The 17,020-nt window shown below is 46.4% G+C and carries 18 protein-coding genes and 1 pseudogene; 1 reads left to right on the forward strand and 18 read right to left on the reverse strand.

The genetic code is table 11. From position 1 onward, the window contains the following. Positions 1-43: 43 nt before the first annotated feature. Positions 44-823, forward strand: coding sequence for an HPP family protein (locus DESYODRAFT_RS18085; RefSeq protein WP_007785305.1), 780 nt, complete (start codon positions 44-46; stop codon positions 821-823). 183 nt (positions 824-1,006) lie between these two features. Here DESYODRAFT_RS18085 and DESYODRAFT_RS18090 read toward each other — a convergent pair whose 3' ends face one another. The 18 genes and pseudogenes from DESYODRAFT_RS18090 to DESYODRAFT_RS18165 form a co-directional block, all read right to left on the reverse strand. Continuing rightward, positions 1,007-2,284, reverse strand: coding sequence for an L-cysteine desulfidase family protein (locus tag DESYODRAFT_RS18090; RefSeq protein WP_007785307.1), 1,278 nt, complete (start codon positions 2,282-2,284; stop codon positions 1,007-1,009). A 201-nt stretch (positions 2,285-2,485) separates the two neighbouring features. Further along, positions 2,486-2,794, reverse strand: a complete 309-nt coding sequence (locus DESYODRAFT_RS28925; protein ID WP_486599012.1) for a winged helix-turn-helix domain-containing protein — start codon at positions 2,792-2,794, stop codon at positions 2,486-2,488. 34 nt (positions 2,795-2,828) lie between these two features. Further along, positions 2,829-2,945: pseudogene (locus DESYODRAFT_RS29325) on the reverse strand (flavodoxin); the annotation flags it as partial. Positions 2,946-2,985: 40 nt separating this feature from the next. Continuing rightward, positions 2,986-3,783 (reverse strand): CPBP family intramembrane glutamic endopeptidase, encoded by a 798-nt coding sequence (locus DESYODRAFT_RS18100; RefSeq protein WP_007785308.1) that lies wholly within the window; start codon positions 3,781-3,783, stop codon positions 2,986-2,988. A 91-nt stretch (positions 3,784-3,874) separates the two neighbouring features. After that, a complete protein-coding gene (locus DESYODRAFT_RS18105) occupies positions 3,875-4,309 on the reverse strand; it encodes a PDZ domain-containing protein (protein WP_007785309.1) in 435 nt (144 codons plus the stop codon). After that, positions 4,279-5,484, reverse strand: coding sequence for an alpha/beta fold hydrolase (locus tag DESYODRAFT_RS18110; protein ID WP_007785310.1), 1,206 nt, complete (start codon positions 5,482-5,484; stop codon positions 4,279-4,281). The genes DESYODRAFT_RS18105 and DESYODRAFT_RS18110 overlap by 31 nt, the downstream gene beginning before the upstream one ends. A gap of 13 nt (positions 5,485-5,497) precedes the next feature. After that, positions 5,498-6,052 (reverse strand): class I SAM-dependent methyltransferase, encoded by a 555-nt coding sequence (locus DESYODRAFT_RS18115; RefSeq protein WP_042338821.1) that lies wholly within the window; start codon positions 6,050-6,052, stop codon positions 5,498-5,500. A gap of 96 nt (positions 6,053-6,148) precedes the next feature. Then, positions 6,149-7,549, reverse strand: a complete 1,401-nt coding sequence (locus DESYODRAFT_RS18120) for a sensor histidine kinase (RefSeq protein ID WP_007785312.1) — start codon at positions 7,547-7,549, stop codon at positions 6,149-6,151. After that, complete coding sequence (locus DESYODRAFT_RS18125) at positions 7,546-8,247, reverse strand: response regulator transcription factor (RefSeq protein ID WP_007785313.1); 702 nt, start codon at positions 8,245-8,247, stop codon at positions 7,546-7,548. Before DESYODRAFT_RS18125 ends, DESYODRAFT_RS18120 begins: the two co-directional genes overlap by 4 nt. An 85-nt stretch (positions 8,248-8,332) precedes the next feature. Continuing rightward, the gene (locus tag DESYODRAFT_RS18130) at positions 8,333-8,662 is read right to left on the reverse strand and encodes a TfoX/Sxy family protein (RefSeq protein WP_007785314.1); all 330 of its coding nucleotides are present in this window, start codon (positions 8,660-8,662) and stop codon (positions 8,333-8,335) included. A 192-nt stretch (positions 8,663-8,854) separates the two neighbouring features. Further along, positions 8,855-9,016, reverse strand: a complete 162-nt coding sequence (locus tag DESYODRAFT_RS27510) for a type II toxin-antitoxin system Phd/YefM family antitoxin (RefSeq protein WP_083842188.1) — start codon at positions 9,014-9,016, stop codon at positions 8,855-8,857. Between the two features lie 465 nt (positions 9,017-9,481). Further along, positions 9,482-10,075 carry a rubrerythrin family protein gene (locus DESYODRAFT_RS18135; RefSeq protein WP_007785315.1) on the reverse strand — a complete coding sequence of 198 codons (594 nt, stop codon included), beginning with the start codon at positions 10,073-10,075 and terminating at the stop codon, positions 9,482-9,484. Positions 10,076-10,201: 126 nt separating this feature from the next. Then, positions 10,202-10,909 (reverse strand): CPBP family intramembrane glutamic endopeptidase, encoded by a 708-nt coding sequence (locus DESYODRAFT_RS18140; RefSeq protein ID WP_007785316.1) that lies wholly within the window; start codon positions 10,907-10,909, stop codon positions 10,202-10,204. A 212-nt stretch (positions 10,910-11,121) separates the two neighbouring features. Continuing rightward, a complete protein-coding gene (locus DESYODRAFT_RS18145; protein WP_007785318.1) occupies positions 11,122-12,450 on the reverse strand; it encodes an acetyl-CoA hydrolase/transferase family protein in 1,329 nt (442 codons plus the stop codon). Positions 12,451-12,577: 127 nt separating this feature from the next. Further along, positions 12,578-13,756: an acetyl-CoA C-acetyltransferase gene (locus DESYODRAFT_RS18150; RefSeq protein WP_007785319.1), complete on the reverse strand. Its 1,179-nt coding sequence runs from the start codon at positions 13,754-13,756 to the stop codon at positions 12,578-12,580. 113 nt (positions 13,757-13,869) lie between these two features. Then, positions 13,870-15,009, reverse strand: a complete 1,140-nt coding sequence (locus DESYODRAFT_RS18155; RefSeq protein ID WP_007785320.1) for an acyl-CoA dehydrogenase — start codon at positions 15,007-15,009, stop codon at positions 13,870-13,872. A gap of 134 nt (positions 15,010-15,143) precedes the next feature. Beyond that, positions 15,144-15,926: a short-chain-enoyl-CoA hydratase gene (locus tag DESYODRAFT_RS18160; protein ID WP_007785321.1), complete on the reverse strand. Its 783-nt coding sequence runs from the start codon at positions 15,924-15,926 to the stop codon at positions 15,144-15,146. A 49-nt stretch (positions 15,927-15,975) separates the two neighbouring features. Further along, positions 15,976-16,821, reverse strand: coding sequence for a 3-hydroxybutyryl-CoA dehydrogenase (locus tag DESYODRAFT_RS18165; protein ID WP_007785322.1), 846 nt, complete (start codon positions 16,819-16,821; stop codon positions 15,976-15,978). Between the last annotated feature and the right edge of the window lie 199 nt (positions 16,822-17,020).

Below are 17,020 nucleotides of genomic sequence, written 5' to 3' on the forward strand. Positions count from 1 at the left end.
CGCTGCCGTTAAGCCAAAGCTTGGTCTGGAGGGAGAACACTAAGTGCCTAAGAAACTAAATTCGGTGCAGATCAGAGTCAGGTCCATTTGCCGCAGAGAATTTGAGAGGGACGTTTACCGTCCGGGAGTCATTTCCTTGTCCCGCCTTGTCTGGGGCTCCCTTGGCAGCTGCCTGGTGCTTGCCGCCATCAGCCTTCTCTCCAAAGCGGCGGGAATAGCCGTGCTCTTTCCGCCCCTGGCGGCAACCTGCTTTATCAATTCCAGTTGCGTTTACTTGCGGGTGGCCCGGCCCAAACCGGTGATTGTGGGACATTTTGTCTCTTCCATCGGCGGGCTGGCGGGAGTTTGGACAGGAGAATTGCTGGCAGGGGACACGGACTTTGTTATTCCCCTTAAACTCAGTCTAACCCTGCTTTACGCCGCTGTGCTGATGCAGGTTTTTGACGCGGATCATCCTCCGGCGGCAGCCACCGCCGTCATTCCGGCTGTTTTGCCGCTGCCCATGCCCGCCTGGCTGTTTCCCCTCTACATGGCCTGGGGAGCAACCCTCACCGTCCTTTTCGCTCTCGTCTGGAACCGGATTTGGCTGGAGTTTCCGGCTAAAGATGACGATCACAGGGTTAAATATGCCGGACTGTACATGACCAGGGCCCAGGTATGGGGCATGGCCTTATGCCTGCTCAGCATGGTCTTGATGAGCTGCAAACACATTGTGCCCGCCCTCTACTTTCTCGGGCTTGGGGGCATGACCCTGGGGGTCTTGCTGCTGGGAACCCACCATTTTGTGGAGGCCCTGATAACTCGGAAAGCCGGGAATCACTAGGGGATCAGATACCGCGAAGGGAAGCGAATAACTGTGCTTAGAAAACCTGGCTAACAAGTCTATACTTAGAAAATTTGGCTAACAAGTGCAAAGATATTGTCTTCGCACTTGTTAGCCTTCCTAACGCCACGCCACTTGGTTGATTTTTCGAGATTTATTTGCCATCACAAATCAACGTGAAAATTACCGGCACTCTACCATAATCTTTATTATCTCGCTGTCGGTTTCACGCATGCCCTTACTGGCCATCCGTCCGACATTGGCAATCGTATTATCCACGCCCTTTGTTATAATGCCATCCCCACCGCAAAATTCCTGGCCGCTTTGATACATGCTGAAGCCAATAAGCCCAGCATCCACCGCAGAGGCGATTTTTGCAGCACAAGATGATTTTGCCCCATCACATACAATACCGGAAACAATGGCCAGAGCGTTTACAACCGTATGGGCAATGGCATCATAATCGCCATTACAAAGATAAGCAATTCCGGCTCCGGCGGCGCAGCCGGCACTAACAGCTCCACAAAAAGCGGATAGTCTTCCAACACTGGTTTTTTGATGAATGGTGATTAAATCTGCCAGGGCCACTGCCCGAAAAAGCTTATCCTGAGATACTTTAAGCTCTTTGGCATATTCAATAACCGGCAGTGATGCCGTTAAACTCTGATTTCCGCTTCCGGAAAGGATGATGACCGGCTTTTCGCACCCTCCCATTCTGGCATCCGAACCTGCGGCAGCCATCGCCTTTGCCCGGATTTTCACATCATCCCCATAGGTATTTACAAGCACCTTTCCGATATTGGCACCCCAATTATTTTTCATACCGTCAGCCGCAATGGCGCTGTTGTACTCTATTTGACGCCCGATCACATCCGCGATATCCGTCAAATCAACCATATCTACAAATGCCAGGATTTCCTCTACATTTAAGGCTCCGCGATCGGTTAGATTAACGTTATTCAATTCTGCTTCTGAACGGAATAAAGCATTTCCATCCTTTTCAATGTAAACGATATTGGTATGATAGTCTTCAATGACAACCGTAGCATAGGAGTTCCCTGCGTATACGGTTACAGAAATATAGAATACAAGGTCTCCTTCATAGGGAATAATGCGAATATCATGGGTCTCCCGATAGTCCTGGATACGGGGCTTATCCTCTTCCTTGATGTCCGACAAAACCTCCAGGGTTTTGGATGGGTTTCCGGCTATAATTCCTGCCGCCACAGCTGCCTCAATACCCTTTAGCCCCCCGGTATTGGGGACAATAACGCTTTTCACGTTTTTGATTATATTGCCGCTTACGGCTACCCTGCTGCCGGAGGGCAAGACACCTAATACTTCTTTCGCCTTTGCGGCAGCATAGGCGAGAGCGATTGGTTCGGTACACCCCATGGCGGGAACCAATTCTTCTTTAAGAATGCTAACATAGTCCCAATATTTTTTACTCTTTATCTGCATATTACTGCCTCCCGCCATTTATGTCATGATTCCTTCGGGGCTTATGAACTTACTTCCTAAATCTATTCCAGTTCATTGTAACCCAAGGCATCCCTTCCTGTCCAACAGCTTCCCCTCTGTAAAGATAGGGCATGAATCCCTCCCCCGGCTTGGGTTCATACCCTGTCTTTGCTTTTTCATACTCACCCTAACCGGGCCTTTTCAATGGCGGCTATATCCAACTTCTTTATTTTCAGAAAGGCCTCTGTGATCCGCTTTACTTCTCCTTTTGTTTTGTTTCTCCTGCCGGTATGTCGTTTTTTTCCCGTCCTCCTCCAACTCTGCGCGCAGAAAATCGACAAAAAGATGATGATACCGATACCATTGGCGTTTCCCATCAAGAGGTACCAAAGTAAGCTTTCCACCCTGTGTTAATCCTTCGGTAATTTTCTGAGTCAGTGAAGGACGAAAAACTATATTAGGCCTGGATGTTGGTATGAATAATTTTGTCGTTAGGATTGGGTTTATCAATATCCTCGGCTCCTTATTTTGCTATTTTAGCAGGTCGGTGATTATCTATCGGCTCATTTCCTGATATTAGCTTAGAACAAAACCCTCGATAAATTTCATTCCTTACTTCTTTGGCAGCCGTATTATAGTCAAAGGAATAATTTTTCTGTGGATTTCAGCAGCATCCCCTATCAACCGTCCATGGTTCCGCTTTATATCTCTAATCTAAGAGATTTCAAATAAATCCCCAAGAAAGTCAAGGCAACCGCCAGATACAGTACAGAAGATATCGCTAAGAAATAAACACTATCCGCGTAGAAATTCAGTGAAAGATTAAAGCAGAAGTGAATCCAGAACGCTACGAACAGATTATCACACTTCTTCATAAATACACCCATTATAATCGTTAAAGATGTCATTATCACTATATTTTCAATGATATAGAGCAATAACTGCAAACCGCTATAATCAGATGCGACAAACCAAAGCGGTGCATGCCAAAATGCCCAGATTACACCCAAAATGAGATTCCCTTTAATAAACCCGTATCTTTCTTCCAATTCCGGGCGCAAGTATCCACGCCAGCCGGACTCTTCGCCGGATGCTCCCTGTAAAACCGAAAACAAAATCGTGCCAAATAGTGCAGATGGCACAACCCCCAGCTGCGCAGCAATAGATGTTTGTTCAATTGCGGATAAAATCCATGCCGACAGCAGGAGAACACTTATAACGATAACGGGTACAATCAAAATCAAGCCTATTTTCAGCTTGCCTTGAAAAGCCTTCTTATAAAACCCCTTAATCGTCATATGGGGCTTTAGTGTTTTTAGCATTATAAGGAGCACTATAGTTGGTGACCAGCTGCACAATACCACAATCCATTGCATAGCAATGGGCGAAGCATGAAATACCATAGATGCCAAACCGCCAAGCCCTAAAACCATTACCCAAAACAATAGGTAGGAATTGATCACATACTTCCACATCACTTCGATCTTCTTCTCTTTCATATTAACCTCACTCCCTCTTTTTCGGTTTTTGTTATAGCGGCAAATGGTCAGCCTATTCAAAATTCCGATTACGCGCCATTTTTTCTTTCGCTTACTTTGATTGCCGGCTTCCCAAATTCTTGACCGCAACCTTCCCGGTCGCCTTGTCGCCGGTTATTGCGAACACATATTCATCCCTTTCAGATACGGCTACGGTGAATATGCCGGACTGCAAGTCCTTTCCCGTATAGGGTTCGCTGCCGTCTTTGCCGCTGATCGTCAGGGCGATTTTTCCCTCTTCACGAGAAATTTCGATCTGCAGCTCATCACCCTTCTTTAAGGACAATTCGCACTTGTTTCTTGCACTGAATTCCTTGAGTTCCATTGTGAATCCTGTCCCATTTGGGTTCTCAAGGATTATAATACTGCCTTTTGCCGCGAAGCAAGCCGTGAGCCCTATCATAATGGCAATCACCAGGGGCAGAAAAACTACCGCCTTCCTATTCGCACCCCATCTCATTCCTGAGTTTTGTTTTCCGAAAAACATGCCGATACCTCCTTCACAAACTTCGCCCCCTCATTGATCCACGGGCTATGGCCGGAATGTTCAAACCAGACAATTCCCTTATCGGGCGCGTCCAGCACCTGTATATATTCCTCGACCAACACCGTGGGTGCGTTGACGTCATGCCGGCCCAGGAAGAAATAGACAGGAACATCCAGCTTAGTGTAATCCCTCCTCATGTCGATGTCATAAAGCTGCTGGTACACATGGTTATAGGTATTGATAATGCCCCAGGCATAGTTGATTTTGTCGAGCAGCCCATATTCAGCGGAGCCAATATCCCGAAAAGTGTTGTAGCCGGGATTGTCTATTTCGGGATTACCCGCCATATAAGCGCTGAGGTAATTCAGGTACACCGCGCTTTTCCAGATTACATCCCTTCCGTAATAGGGAGGCATGCCGTTTTCCGTAAGCCGTTCTACGAGAGCCGTATCCCCTTTGGATCTCGCGATTTCCATCGCTTTTGCGTAATCCATCCGCTCTGTTTCGGCAAAATCCACCATTTGCGCCGTGCCAATCAATGCGTGATAGGACTCAGGATACCTGTCGACCAGGAAAATACCCAAGGCGCTGCCCCAAGATTCTCCCACCAGATAGATCTTTTCCTGTGCAAAGCGTTCCTTGAGGTATTCCGTCAGGGCGTGACCGTCCTGAATATAGGTGTCTACGGTGATGTTCCCCGTTTTTTCGGCATAATAGGATTTCCCGGAGCCGGGCTGATCCCAGTTTACAACGACAAAATATTTCTCCAGTTCCGCCAGCTCATGCCGCACGGTCGCCATCTGGGTCCCGCCGGGGCCGCCTGCCAAAAAAAGCAGGACGGGCTTGTTCTTATCCCAACCTCTCAGACTGATCCACTGCTTCCTACCCCTCAGTTCGACTTCTGTCAGCTCCGCAATGCCGTTTTCGGGTGCGTTGCCCTTTTCATCAGCGATGCGGGGCGTGGATGCGGTAATCTGGGAAACGGCAATCAGCCCCGCATTCAAAACGATTGCCATGACCAAGAATATCCCTGTCCTTTTTAGGCGGATGAGCTGTTTGTAATTTGTCTTTTTTGTGATTATGGCAATGACACGATGAATCGACAGGAGTAAAATCCCCGCGAGAACAATGACCGATAAGACGGTCAAGCTGAAAAATATTACTGTCTGAATCATTTGAAAACCTCCATTATTCCTTGATATATATGCTTTCAAGGACGTTGCCCATCAACGGGATATCCGTGATCCGGCTGTCTTGGAGGGACAGTCTGTTTTTCTCGATTAACCCTTTGATTAGATTCAGTTTTTTCATTTCATTCAGCGGTTCGCGGAAAACAAACGCGCCCCCTGGTTTGAGGGATTTTGCCAGCGCGGGAATGACCCTTTCCAGTTCCTCTTGCGCAATATCGTGCAAAACAAAGTGGCAGTATGCCACATCGAAGCTTTCTCTGGGCAGTGCCGGGGCCTCCGCTTGCAAAAAAGCGACGTTCCCATATTTGCGCAGGGTTTCGCGGCAGGCATTCAGCCATCGCCCGGAAATGTCCAGGCAAGTCAAATATCCGCGGGGCAGCTTTTTTACGGCGTAATACGCAACCCTTCCCATTCCGCACCCGAAATCAAGCACCTCTTCACTACCCCCAATGGGCAGTAGGTCTGCGAATTCCTTATAGACAGATCTTCCGTAAAAGAAAAACCCAAGCCTTGTCAGAAGCACCTCCAGAAGAGCCGGTTCATGTTGCATCATCCATCACCTCACAATAAAAAATCAGCTGTATTTCAGGCTCTTTGCTATCATAGCAATCGAACCTGTCATACAGCTGATATGAACCTTAAATCCACCTTAAATCGTCGGAACCGTGATCCTGAAGGTGCTGCCTTTATTTCCATCGGAGTCCAGCGTCAAATCCCCGCCGTGGGCCTGAGCGATTTTTTTCGCAATGGAAAGCCCCAGCCCGCTGCCGCCGGTTTTAGAGTTGCGGGAATTGTCCGCCCGGACAAAAGGCTTGAATATATCCTCCGTAAGATGAGCCGGAATTCCGCTCCCATCGTCATGAAAATGAATAACTGCCTGATGATCTTGCGCCGTCAGGCCTACGGCGACTGTTGTTCCCTGCGGATTATACCGCACCGTATTATCCGAAAGGTTTTGAATGATCCGGCCAAACCGTTCAGTATCCAACAGCGCAAAAACACTTTCTTCGGGGATTTCGAATTCATATCGGAACCCTGCGCGCTCCAATTGCGGCACAAGCCCGCCGCATACCTGCCGGAGATATTCGCAGAGTTCTGTTTTTATGGGCTTTATTGAAAAGTCCGGGCTGTCCATTTGGGAAAGCTCAAACAGCTCGGTGAGCAGCCGGTTTGCTCTCCGGCTGTTTTGGTGAATGGTTTGAAGGTACGCACCACGTTCTTGCTCAGGTAACTCCGGTTTCTTCATGCACATCTCCGCATAGCCCTGTATGCTGGACATAGGATTTTTGAGATCATGGGAAATATCGAGAATCAGCCGCCGCCTGTTGTCCTCCGATTTTTTGCGGAGGGATATTTCATGCTCAATCCGGGCGGCCATGTCGTTAAAGGTATTCTGAAGCTCGGCAAACTCATTTTTCAGACGCAAATCCACCCGCACAGAGTAATCCCCTTCCCGTAAAAGCCGTGTACCGTCACAGAGCTTTCGCAACGGCACGGTAATGCTTGCGGCCGTGATTCTCGAAAAAAGAAAGGTGAACAGCGCAAGCATCAAAAGATAAATCAGCGCTACCGAAACCATCGCCCCGCCTGCCCGCACAAAATCACCGGCGGAGGCTTCTTTATTATATACCAGGGAAAAATCCAGCCGGATGGAGGTGGGGAAGGTAACAATCAGCCAAAATTCGCCCCCCGGCTGATAGAGGATATCATAATGGTAGGACTTCCCTTTACTTTCAGTCAGAAACCCAGTGAATTCCTCGGCGCTTAGCTGACTTTTACCGATGGTGTCAAGCCCGTTTGAATAAATGACGCGATATTCCTTGTCCACAACCTGTACGCCGCCGCCGTTTTGCACGACTGGGGATGCATCGATCTTTGTATAATCCTCTTTGATTATCGAGCTTGCGGGGAATCTGTTTTTCGCCAGCGTGTCTGAAATCAATCCGCTCGCAAAGGACAGCAGCATAAACGCAAAGGCCGTCGTCAGTATCGTCAGCAGGAATACCACCATATAATTGGTGAGAAATTGATTGGACAGCTTTTTTTTCATGTCTTTTCACCGGAATAATGGAGCTTGTACCCGATTCCGCGAATGGTTTTCAGATATCTTGGTTTTTGTGGGTCGTCCTCCATCCGGCTCCTGATTCGGCTGATATGAACCATCACGGTGTTGTCGTCAACATAAAACTCCTCATCCCATACCGCGTGATAAAGCTGCCGTTTCGTGAAAACCCTTTCCGGGTTTTCCATAAAATACAGAAGCAGCTTGTATTCCTTGGCACCAAGCTCGATTGGTTCCCCATTCTTAAAGACGCAGCATTTTTCTTTGTCTATGGACAACTTTCCGTATGTAATGCTTGCGGCTTCTTTTTCCTTCGGAGATAAATACTCGTTATTCCGGCGCAGCTGCGCGCCGACGCGGGCCATCAGCTCAGCAATAGAAAAGGGTTTGGAGAGATAGTCGTCCGCACCCAGCCCCAGGCCCAGCACTTTGTCCATGTCGTCAGCCCTCGCGGTCAGAAAGATGACGGGGATCGTGCTGTGTTCCCGAATTTTTCGGAGGAGATTGAAGCCATCCATCACCGGCATCATCACATCAAGGATTGCCAAATGGACGTCCTGTGTCCTCAGGATGTCCCAGGCTTCCTTTCCGTTCTGTGCCGTCAAGGCAGTATATCCGTTTTCCGCAAGGCTGATTTTTATCAAATTTCGGATGTCGCTTTCATCATCCGCAATTAGAATATTCATACGCTTTAGGCGCCTCCCCCTCATTTATCACCTCGCTGAACCCAATCTTCAAACGGGTGCCCGGTGTATGATACTTTTTTATCATTCAATTCCCCTTTGGCTTTTTCTTCCTCGGCCGAGGAACAGGGATGAAGGGCAGCAGCAGGGATACGATCTCTTTGCTGAACTTCCTGTTATCAATATCTAATATATAATGTTCCTTAGCGCCGTCATAAGGAAAGCCTTTTTGAGCTTCTTTCATTTTATCCCTGATACAATCAAGAATTTTTACATAAACCGTATTATCACAAACCAGAAGAACAGGTTTCTCTTCCACATAGACCATGTATTCACCAAACATCTTTTTATATCTGATTGCGCCTGCACCCGAGATTTGTTCACAAACATACTCTATAAAATCCGAACTCGTAGCCATGTCATACCTCCTGACCTATTTTTCATCCCTCTGCTCTTATCTTCAATAGATTTATCAGCATTCCCATCCTAAACCCAGACCTCAGGATGTTCGGCAAAGAGGATTTAAGGGAAAACCATAGCCCCTGCAATTTCCAAATCAGAAAACCAATACGACCGAACTGTCTCCTGCTTCCTGTAGATCCTAAAATCTTCAATATCCAGATCGCCTCACTGCTTTTTTACCGTTTTTGGTAATTACCACTTCATTATTATGGATGACATAATCCAAATACGTCCCGAGATTGCTTTTAAGCTCAGTGGCCGTAATTATATTGTTCGGTTTTTGACGATTGTTATCGTTTATATCGTTCATAATCCTAATCACTCCGTACGATAACTATATTATATCGAACAATGATTAGCAATCCTTTTAGCTCACCACATATATTCTTGGAATTGATTTAACAAGACCATTAGCAATGGTGGAATGCACAAGCTTAACTACCAGTGCCCGGCTGTCACAAGTCATCGGTATACTTGGTTCGTCCTGTTACCTTGTCAAAGCTAACATTATTTTTATAACCAAAAACCCAGGCACAGGAATAACAAATCAGACCTACGCGTTTAGGTTTAATAAACGGTAAGCTAATAAGTTATTCATGTAGCCTGGGCATAGCTGCAAACGCTGTCATCCGACTCAGTAGGTTTCCCGGCAGTACGCAGAGCGTAATTGTTTAACCGGAAGGAACTTGGACAGGGCTGGGAATAAAACCGCAGTTCAGATTTTCAACAAAATATATTGGCAGCTATAAGAGCTTTTAAAACGAATCGCGCACTTTTATTTGCCAAAGGGCGAGTCTTCCCGGCGGACAAAAAATCCCTGATTATGGCTGCAAACTGGACAGGTTTGCGGCGCTCCGATAGCTTTATGGATGTGACCGCAGTTTAGGCAGATATATTCAGTGATCGTTTCGTTTTCAAATAGTTTATTGTTTTGTATGAGCTGCGCATAGTGAGAAAAACGCTGGCTGTGTACCTTTTCAATCTCAGCGATCATATAAAACGAATCGGCGATATTAGCAAATCCCTCCTCCTGCGCCCTGTCGCCAAAGGATTTGTAAATCATGTCATGCTCCGCAGCTTCACGTTGGGCGGCAAGCCTCAAAAGCTCCAGAATGTTATTCGAATTATCGACAGGGTAGTTGGCACTCATCGAGATTTCCTGCCCGTTGAACTCTTTCAAATGATTATAGAATACCTCAGCATGTTCCTTCTCCTGATTTCCAGTGTAATGAAAAAGCCAGTAGAGGACCTCAAGATTTTGCTTTTTTGCCAGGCCTGCGGCAAGTTCGTAACGCCGCCAGGCTTGGCATTCTCCTGCAAAAGCCTTTAAAAGGTTCTCTTTTGTAACGCTGTCTTTCAGTGCAACCATTTTTCATTCCTCCTAATCTCATTCACCACTATTATTGCCAAACTTCTCTGGTTTATTAAGAAAAACGAAATGTATGGCAAACCCTTTATAGGACAGCTGGAAGAGACCTCCGAGATAACGAAATCATTAATAGCGCTGAATCCAAAGAGCAATAGCCATCAATACATTCCAGGTCCCATGGGCCACTATAGCCGGCCAAATACTCGAAGAACGTTCGTACAGCCAGGTAAGCACCACCCCGCCTATAAATAGAGGTAAAAAGCGGATGATCTCTAAATGCAGCGCGGCAAAGAACAGACCGGTTAATAGTATTCCCTTACCCCTCCCAAAGATTTGCCGCAGAGGCGGATAGATTAAACCACGGAAAAACATCTCTTCCTTAATCGGGGCTATTACTCCCCCCAATAGAGTGAGCAGTATAAATTCCCAACTGTAATCCGCTCCTTTTACTGCGGCAGCAAAGCTTTGAGGTGCAGGTGTTCCCAGCACTTTCGTCAATAGGTTTCCTAAAAGGCCGATACCTACAAATAAGAGGACTCCAACGATCAAGCCTAAGACCACAAACCTGCGAAGAGGTTTAACAAACCCCAGATCAGAAAACGGTCGTCGAATCAAGTGAAGAAATAGCCAGATAACACCGAAGTAAAGCAATACATCCCCTAAACCAACCGCTATAAAGCTGAGAATTCCATGAGATGATTCCAAATCCCTGGGACTCTCCAGCCAACCAAGCGGAAACTCAATGATCGTCACGATAGCCATTAATAGCAGCCCTTGCCAAATATTCCAGACTGGCTTGCGCGGCGGCACTCGCAAGTCGATTTTTTTACTCATTTATAACATCCTCTATCTTAATTAAACTGACCATCAGGATCAGTTTATTCCTTTTCTATCCAATTCTAACCCCATATTAATTCTAACTGTTAAATCGGATAATGTCCACTACAGGGAAAAAGGAAACCCCTGATAGTAAAAAAAGCTTGGCGTTTGAATTTCGCCAAGCTTTTAAAAATTTCCTGCATTATGAAAACTATAAAGTTTCCTGATTATGCCTTTTTGCGCCAAATTTTAAGTTGTTTAGCCTCTTCGATCAGACTTTCACGGAAGTCAGGATGAGCGATTGAGATCAGCGCTTCAGCCCGCTGCCAGGTAGGCAATCCCTTAAGATTAACCTTCCCATACTCTGTGACCACATACTGAACGGTCGGACGAGTATCTGTTATTGTCGCACCATAGGTCATCATCCCTTTAATCCGGGAATGCAATTGCCCATTTTTATCCGTATAAGTGGAAGGCAAGCAAATAAAGCTTTTCCCTCCCTTGGAATTATAGGCTGCTTCCACAAAATCCAGCTGGCCTCCGGCACCGCTGATCATGCTTGGTCCAGCGGATTCCGAACAGACCTGGCCGGTTAAATCGACCTCCAGAGCACTATTGATCGAGATTAGCTGATCATTTTGTGAAGCAATAAAGGGATGATTGGTGTAATCTACGGGATAACCCGCCACGGAAGGATTATTGCGAAGAAAATCGTAGAGTTTCTGAGTTCCGGCTGCGAAAGCATAGACTATTCTGCCCCGGTCAAGTTTCTTACACATGCCGGTAACCTTACCCGCTTCCACCATATCTACAAATCCGTCAACCAGCATTTCTGTATGGACTCCCAGATCTTTCAGATTAGATTCCGCAATCATTTTCCCTAAAGCATTGGGCATACCGCCAATACCTAATTGAATACATGCTCCATCAGTAATTTCCGGCAAGACATACTCAGCAATTTGCCGGTCAAGATCTGAGGCAGCTGCCGAAGGTAAGATAGGAAGCCCTCTGTGCCCTCCCTCAACAACATAATCTACCTTGGAAATATGAACGGCATGATCATAACCGCCATGGACACTGGGCATATCTTCGTTAACCTCAACGATAACAGCACGAGCTTTCTCAATAGCTGCAGCGTAGTGAGACACAGTAACACCAAAACTGAAATATCCATGGGCGTCCATAGGCGCAACCTGAATCGCCACAACATCTGTTTTAACATTTTCCCGCAAATATCTTGGCAATTCTGAATATTTAAGAGGTATATAATAAGCCTGGCCTTTTTGAACCATTTTACGTTCCCGTCCGCCAAGATGCCAGCTATTCCAAGTAAAATGCTCTCCTGCGGGATCACATTCCAGACAGGCCATAGGCGTAATAATTACTCCCCCGCGCAAATTCACATCAAACAGTTCATCTTTGCGACGAGCCAAAGCATCATCCAGTAGCCCCGGGACAGTCGCAGCCCAGGCAAACTCTACCCAGTCACCATTGCGAATTACTTTTACCGCTTCATCTGCTGAGACACACTTTTTGCGATACTCCTCCATATACATTGGTACATCCCCCTTTTGCTCTTCATCCATTTATAATTTATTTAAACGTTTAATTGCACGTTATTAGTGAAATGTAAGGATGTTAACTTTGGACGTAGAAATGAGACTAGGAATGTAGATATGAGATTTAGCGTTCTACTATCAGGGCAACTCCTTGGCCGCCGCCAATACAAAGGGTCGCCAGCCCCAGATGAGCATTACTGCGTTTCATTTCATGCAGCAATGTCACCAGAATACGTGCCCCGGAAGCTCCAACCGGATGACCCAAGGCGATAGCCCCTCCATTGATATTCGTCTTGGCCATATCCAGATTCAATTCTTTAGCGACTCGCAACGTTTGGGAAGCAAAGGCTTCATTTGCTTCTACCAGATCGATATCTTCGATTTTCAATCCAGCCTTTTCCAAGGCTTTACGGCTGGCGGGGATTGGACCAGTCCCCATAATCTTAGGATCGACACCGGCTGAAGCCCAGGATTTAACCGTTGCCAACGGTGTCAAACCCAACTCCTCAGCTTTTTCTCTCGCCATGACAACAAGAGCGGCAGCTCCGTCATTGATACCCGAAGCATTTGCGGCGGTAACAGTTCCATCCTTTTTAAAGGCTGGACGGAGCTTAGCAACAGCTTCATAAGTAGCTCCAAAACGCGGAAATTCATCCTGAGAAACAATCACCGGATCCCCTTTGCGCTGGGGAATGGCTACAGGAACGATTTCCTCCGTAAACTTTCCGGCTTTGCTGGACGCTTCACAGCGATTTTGACTCGATACTGAATAACGGTCTTGTTCCTCACGGGAAATATTAAACTGTTCAGCAATATTTTCAGCTGTAATACCCATATGAATCTTATCAAAGGCATCGGTTAAGCCGTCGTTAATCATGGAATCAACGATGGAATCATTGCCCATTCTATACCCGGTTCGCGCTTTAGGCAGAACATAAGGAGCCAGTGACATGCTCTCCATTCCGCCTGCTACAATAATATCGGCATCTCCTGCCATAATGGCTTGAGCAGCACAAACGATTGTTTTCAGACCGGATCCACATACCTTATTCAGTGTCCAGGAGGGCACTTCTTGAGGAATTCCGGCTTTAATGGATGCTTGACGAGCTGGATTCTGTCCTAACCCGGCCTGTAAAACGTTCCCTAAAATAACTTCATCGACTTGTTCAGGTGTAATCCCGGCTCGTTTAATGGCTTCTTTGACAGCCAAGGCACCCAGGTCTGCAGCCGGAATTTGACCTAACGTACCGCAAAAAGATCCAACAGGGGTACGCACTGCACTCACGATAACGACATCTCTCATTAAGAAGGTCCTCTCTTTCTGTAACGGTAAATAGTTCAGATCTTAGATCTTACAGTTTACTATGGTTAGCGAAGCGCTTAAAAAGGCGCTTCGCTATATTGCAAATTAGATCGTTATTTTAGAATGTTAGCTGCAATAACCATACGCTGAACTTCACTTGTGCCTTCATAAATCTCAGTAATTTTGGCATCCCGCATCATCCGCTCTGCCGGATATTCGCGTGTATATCCATATCCGCCATGAAGCTGAACACCCATAGTAGTTACTGCCATTGCGGTTTCAGATGCGAAGAGTTTCGCCATTGCCGCTGCCTTACCGACAGGTTTATGTTGAGAAGCCAAATAGCCGGCTTGATATACCAGAAGACGAGCAGCTTCAATTTGGGTTGCCATGTCTGCCAGTTTGAATTGTGTATTTTGGAACTCAGAGATGGCCTTACCAAACTGTACCCTTTCTTTGGTGTAGTTCATGGCTTGCTCATATGCGCCCTGGGCAATCCCTAAGGCTTGGGAAGCAATGCCAATTCGGCCGTAATCAAGGGTTTGCATAGCTATTTTAAAGCCTTGTCCTTCTTGTCCGAGCAGATTTTCAGCCGGAATACGGACATCTTCAAAAACTAATTCATAGGTAGCTGATGACCGGATCCCCATCTTTTTCTCTTTTTTACCAAAGGAGAAACCGGGCATCCCTTTTTCGACGATAAATGCAGCGATCCCACGATTTCCTTTGCTCTTATCCATTTGAGCCGTAACAACATAGGTGTCAGCATAGTATGCATTGGTGATAAAACATTTACTGCCGTTTAAGATATAATAATCGCCGTCCCGAACCGCCGTTGTCCGGGTACCCGATGCATCCGAACCAGCCATAGGTTCAGTCAAGCCAAACGCACCGAGCTTCTCGCCGGTAGCCAGCGGCACCAAATACTTCTTCTTCTGTGCTTCAGTACCGAACATATTGATCGGGTTGGCACACAGACTGGCATGAGCGGAAATAGTTACACCTACTGAAGCATCGACACGGGAAAGTTCCTCGACTGTGATAGCATAAGAGATATAGTCGGCTCCGACACCGCCGTACTCTTCAGGGAATGTAACTCCTGCAAAGCCGAGTTCACCACATTTTTTCCAGATATCCATGGAAAACTCTTCTTTTTCATCCCGTTCTTCTGCACCTGGGCCGCACTCTTTCTCTGCAAAATCACGAACCATTTTACGCATCATAATATGGTCTTCAGTTAAGTCAAAATTCATTTTAATCCATCCTCTCAATTTCAAATATCATGGTGAACTCTATATCTGCCTATTTCCTTCCCAGTACCTTCCCTAAGTAAACGTTTCTCTTTTCAATTCAGCGCTTGACGTGGGACAGGTCATAGTTTAGTTTTCTACTTTCCTTCAAAAACGGGTTTGCGCTTTTCTAAAAAGGCGCTGCATCCCTCTGTCTGATCCTGGGTACTAAGCGTCAGTCCGAAAACCTCGGCTTCGTAAGCTTGAGCGCTGTCCAAATCCATATTGGCACCACGCTGGATCGCACTTTTACTTAACTGAACCGCTACGGGAGCTCTTCCGGCTATCCGCTTAGCAAGTTTTTGGGCCTCTTCCATCAGAGTCTCCAAAGGGTAAACCTTATTCACTAACCCAATCCGATAAGCCTCATTAGCATCGATGATATCTCCAGTAAAGAGCAACTCACTGGCTATACCTGTACCGACTAAACGGGGCAACCGCTGAGTCCCGCCAAATCCTGCTGTCAAGCCAAGGGTTACTTCCGGCTGACCGAACTTTGCGTTCTCACCGGCGATACGAATGTCGCAAGCCATGGCCAACTCGCACCCACCGCCCAGGGCAAATCCGTTGATAGCCGCAATGACCGGCTGTGGCATCAGTTCCAGTTTACGAAAGACTGCCTGCCCTAATTGGGCAAACCGCCGTCCTTCCAAACAGTTAAAATCTTTCATCTGAGAAATATCCGCACCGGCAACAAAGGCCTTCTCTCCACTGCCTGTGAGAATTACAACTTTGACACCGGAATCCCTCCCCAACTCATCGAGCGCGGTGGACAGTTCCGATAGTGTGTCACTGTTTAAAGCATTTAAAGCTTTTGGCCGATTGATAGTCAGAACGGCAACAGCACCGTTCTTTTCGAGTAAGAGATTGGCATACTCCACGCTTTACCCTCCTTACTGATTAGATTTAAGTAAGCATTATGCGTTATTTTTAAGCATCGTATTTATAGAAACCACGACCGGATTTCCTTCCCAGCCAACCCGCTTTTACATATTTGCGAAGCAAGGGGCACGGACGATATTTATCGCCCAATCCTTCATGCAGGACTTCCATGATTGAGAGACATGTGTCCAAACCGATTAAATCAGCTAACGCCAGAGGACCCATAGGATGATTCATTCCCAGCTTCATGACATTGTCAATGGCTTCGACTGAGGCTATCCCTTCATAGAGTGTATAAACAGCCTCGTTGATCATGGGGATCAAAATCCGATTAGCAACAAACCCAGGGGCGTCATTAACTTCCACCGGTGTTTTACCCATCTTGATGCTGAGAGTTTCGATTGTATTATACACTTCATCGCTAGTGGCCAGACCACGAATGACTTCCACAAGCTTCATCACCGGAACGGGATTCATAAAGTGCATCCCTATGACTCGGTCCGGCCGTTTAGTAAACGCACCTATCTCGGTGATTGGCAATGATGAAGTGTTTGTCGAAAGAATCGTATGTTCCGGACAAATAACATCCAACTGAGAAAAAATTTGGGCTTTAATTCCCATATTCTCAACTGCTGCTTCAATGACTAAGTCGGCGGATGCTGCGTCCTGCAGAGAGACCGATTTAGTAATGCGGCCTAAGATGAGATCTTTTTCTTCAGCTTGCAGTTTCCCCTTCTCAACACTTCGGCTGAGGTTTTTCTGAATAATTCCAAAACCCCTGTTCACAAACTCTTCTTTAATGTCATTTAGAATGACTGAGTAACCCGCTTGGGCAGCAACTTGGGCGATCCCACCACCCATCTGTCCAGCACCAATAACCATGATCGTCTTCACACTTAATCCTCCTTCTGATTCAATTACAAGACCATTTAATCAGGTTGATTGGGAATCTACTGAATTATCTTGCAATTAATGTGCCAATGAATATTCTCTATCTTCAGATAATTTTGCATTTGGCTCATGTCAAGGTTTAGCGGATTTTGTCCTATAACAAACCCCTGAATTTCTAAATATTATATATGTCTACGTTCAT

This window comes from Desulfosporosinus youngiae DSM 17734, assembly GCF_000244895.1.
GTDB classification, from domain to species: Bacteria; Bacillota; Desulfitobacteriia; order Desulfitobacteriales; family Desulfitobacteriaceae; genus Desulfosporosinus; species Desulfosporosinus youngiae.

Coding starts and splice junctions, on each gene's coding strand:
- DESYODRAFT_RS18090 (WP_007785307.1), bottom strand. CDS start 2,284: ATGCAGATAAAGAGTAAAAAATATTGGGACTATGTTAGCATTCTTAAA.
- DESYODRAFT_RS18145 (WP_007785318.1), bottom strand. CDS start 12,450: ATGTATATGGAGGAGTATCGCAAAAAGTGTGTCTCAGCAGATGAAGCG.
- DESYODRAFT_RS18120 (WP_007785312.1), bottom strand. CDS start 7,549: ATGAAAAAAAAGCTGTCCAATCAATTTCTCACCAATTATATGGTGGTA.
- DESYODRAFT_RS18140 (WP_007785316.1), bottom strand. CDS start 10,909: ATGAGTAAAAAAATCGACTTGCGAGTGCCGCCGCGCAAGCCAGTCTGG.
- DESYODRAFT_RS18115 (WP_042338821.1), bottom strand. CDS start 6,052: ATGATGCAACATGAACCGGCTCTTCTGGAGGTGCTTCTGACAAGGCTT.
- DESYODRAFT_RS18110 (WP_007785310.1), bottom strand. CDS start 5,484: ATGATTCAGACAGTAATATTTTTCAGCTTGACCGTCTTATCGGTCATT.
- DESYODRAFT_RS18130 (WP_007785314.1), bottom strand. CDS start 8,662: ATGGCTACGAGTTCGGATTTTATAGAGTATGTTTGTGAACAAATCTCG.
- DESYODRAFT_RS18150 (WP_007785319.1), bottom strand. CDS start 13,756: ATGAGAGATGTCGTTATCGTGAGTGCAGTGCGTACCCCTGTTGGATCT.
- DESYODRAFT_RS18155 (WP_007785320.1), bottom strand. CDS start 15,009: ATGAATTTTGACTTAACTGAAGACCATATTATGATGCGTAAAATGGTT.
- DESYODRAFT_RS18105 (WP_007785309.1), bottom strand. CDS start 4,309: ATGTTTTTCGGAAAACAAAACTCAGGAATGAGATGGGGTGCGAATAGG.
- DESYODRAFT_RS18135 (WP_007785315.1), bottom strand. CDS start 10,075: ATGGTTGCACTGAAAGACAGCGTTACAAAAGAGAACCTTTTAAAGGCT.
- DESYODRAFT_RS18125 (WP_007785313.1), bottom strand. CDS start 8,247: ATGAATATTCTAATTGCGGATGATGAAAGCGACATCCGAAATTTGATA.
- DESYODRAFT_RS27510 (WP_083842188.1), bottom strand. CDS start 9,016: ATGAACGATATAAACGATAACAATCGTCAAAAACCGAACAATATAATT.
- DESYODRAFT_RS18100 (WP_007785308.1), bottom strand. CDS start 3,783: ATGAAAGAGAAGAAGATCGAAGTGATGTGGAAGTATGTGATCAATTCC.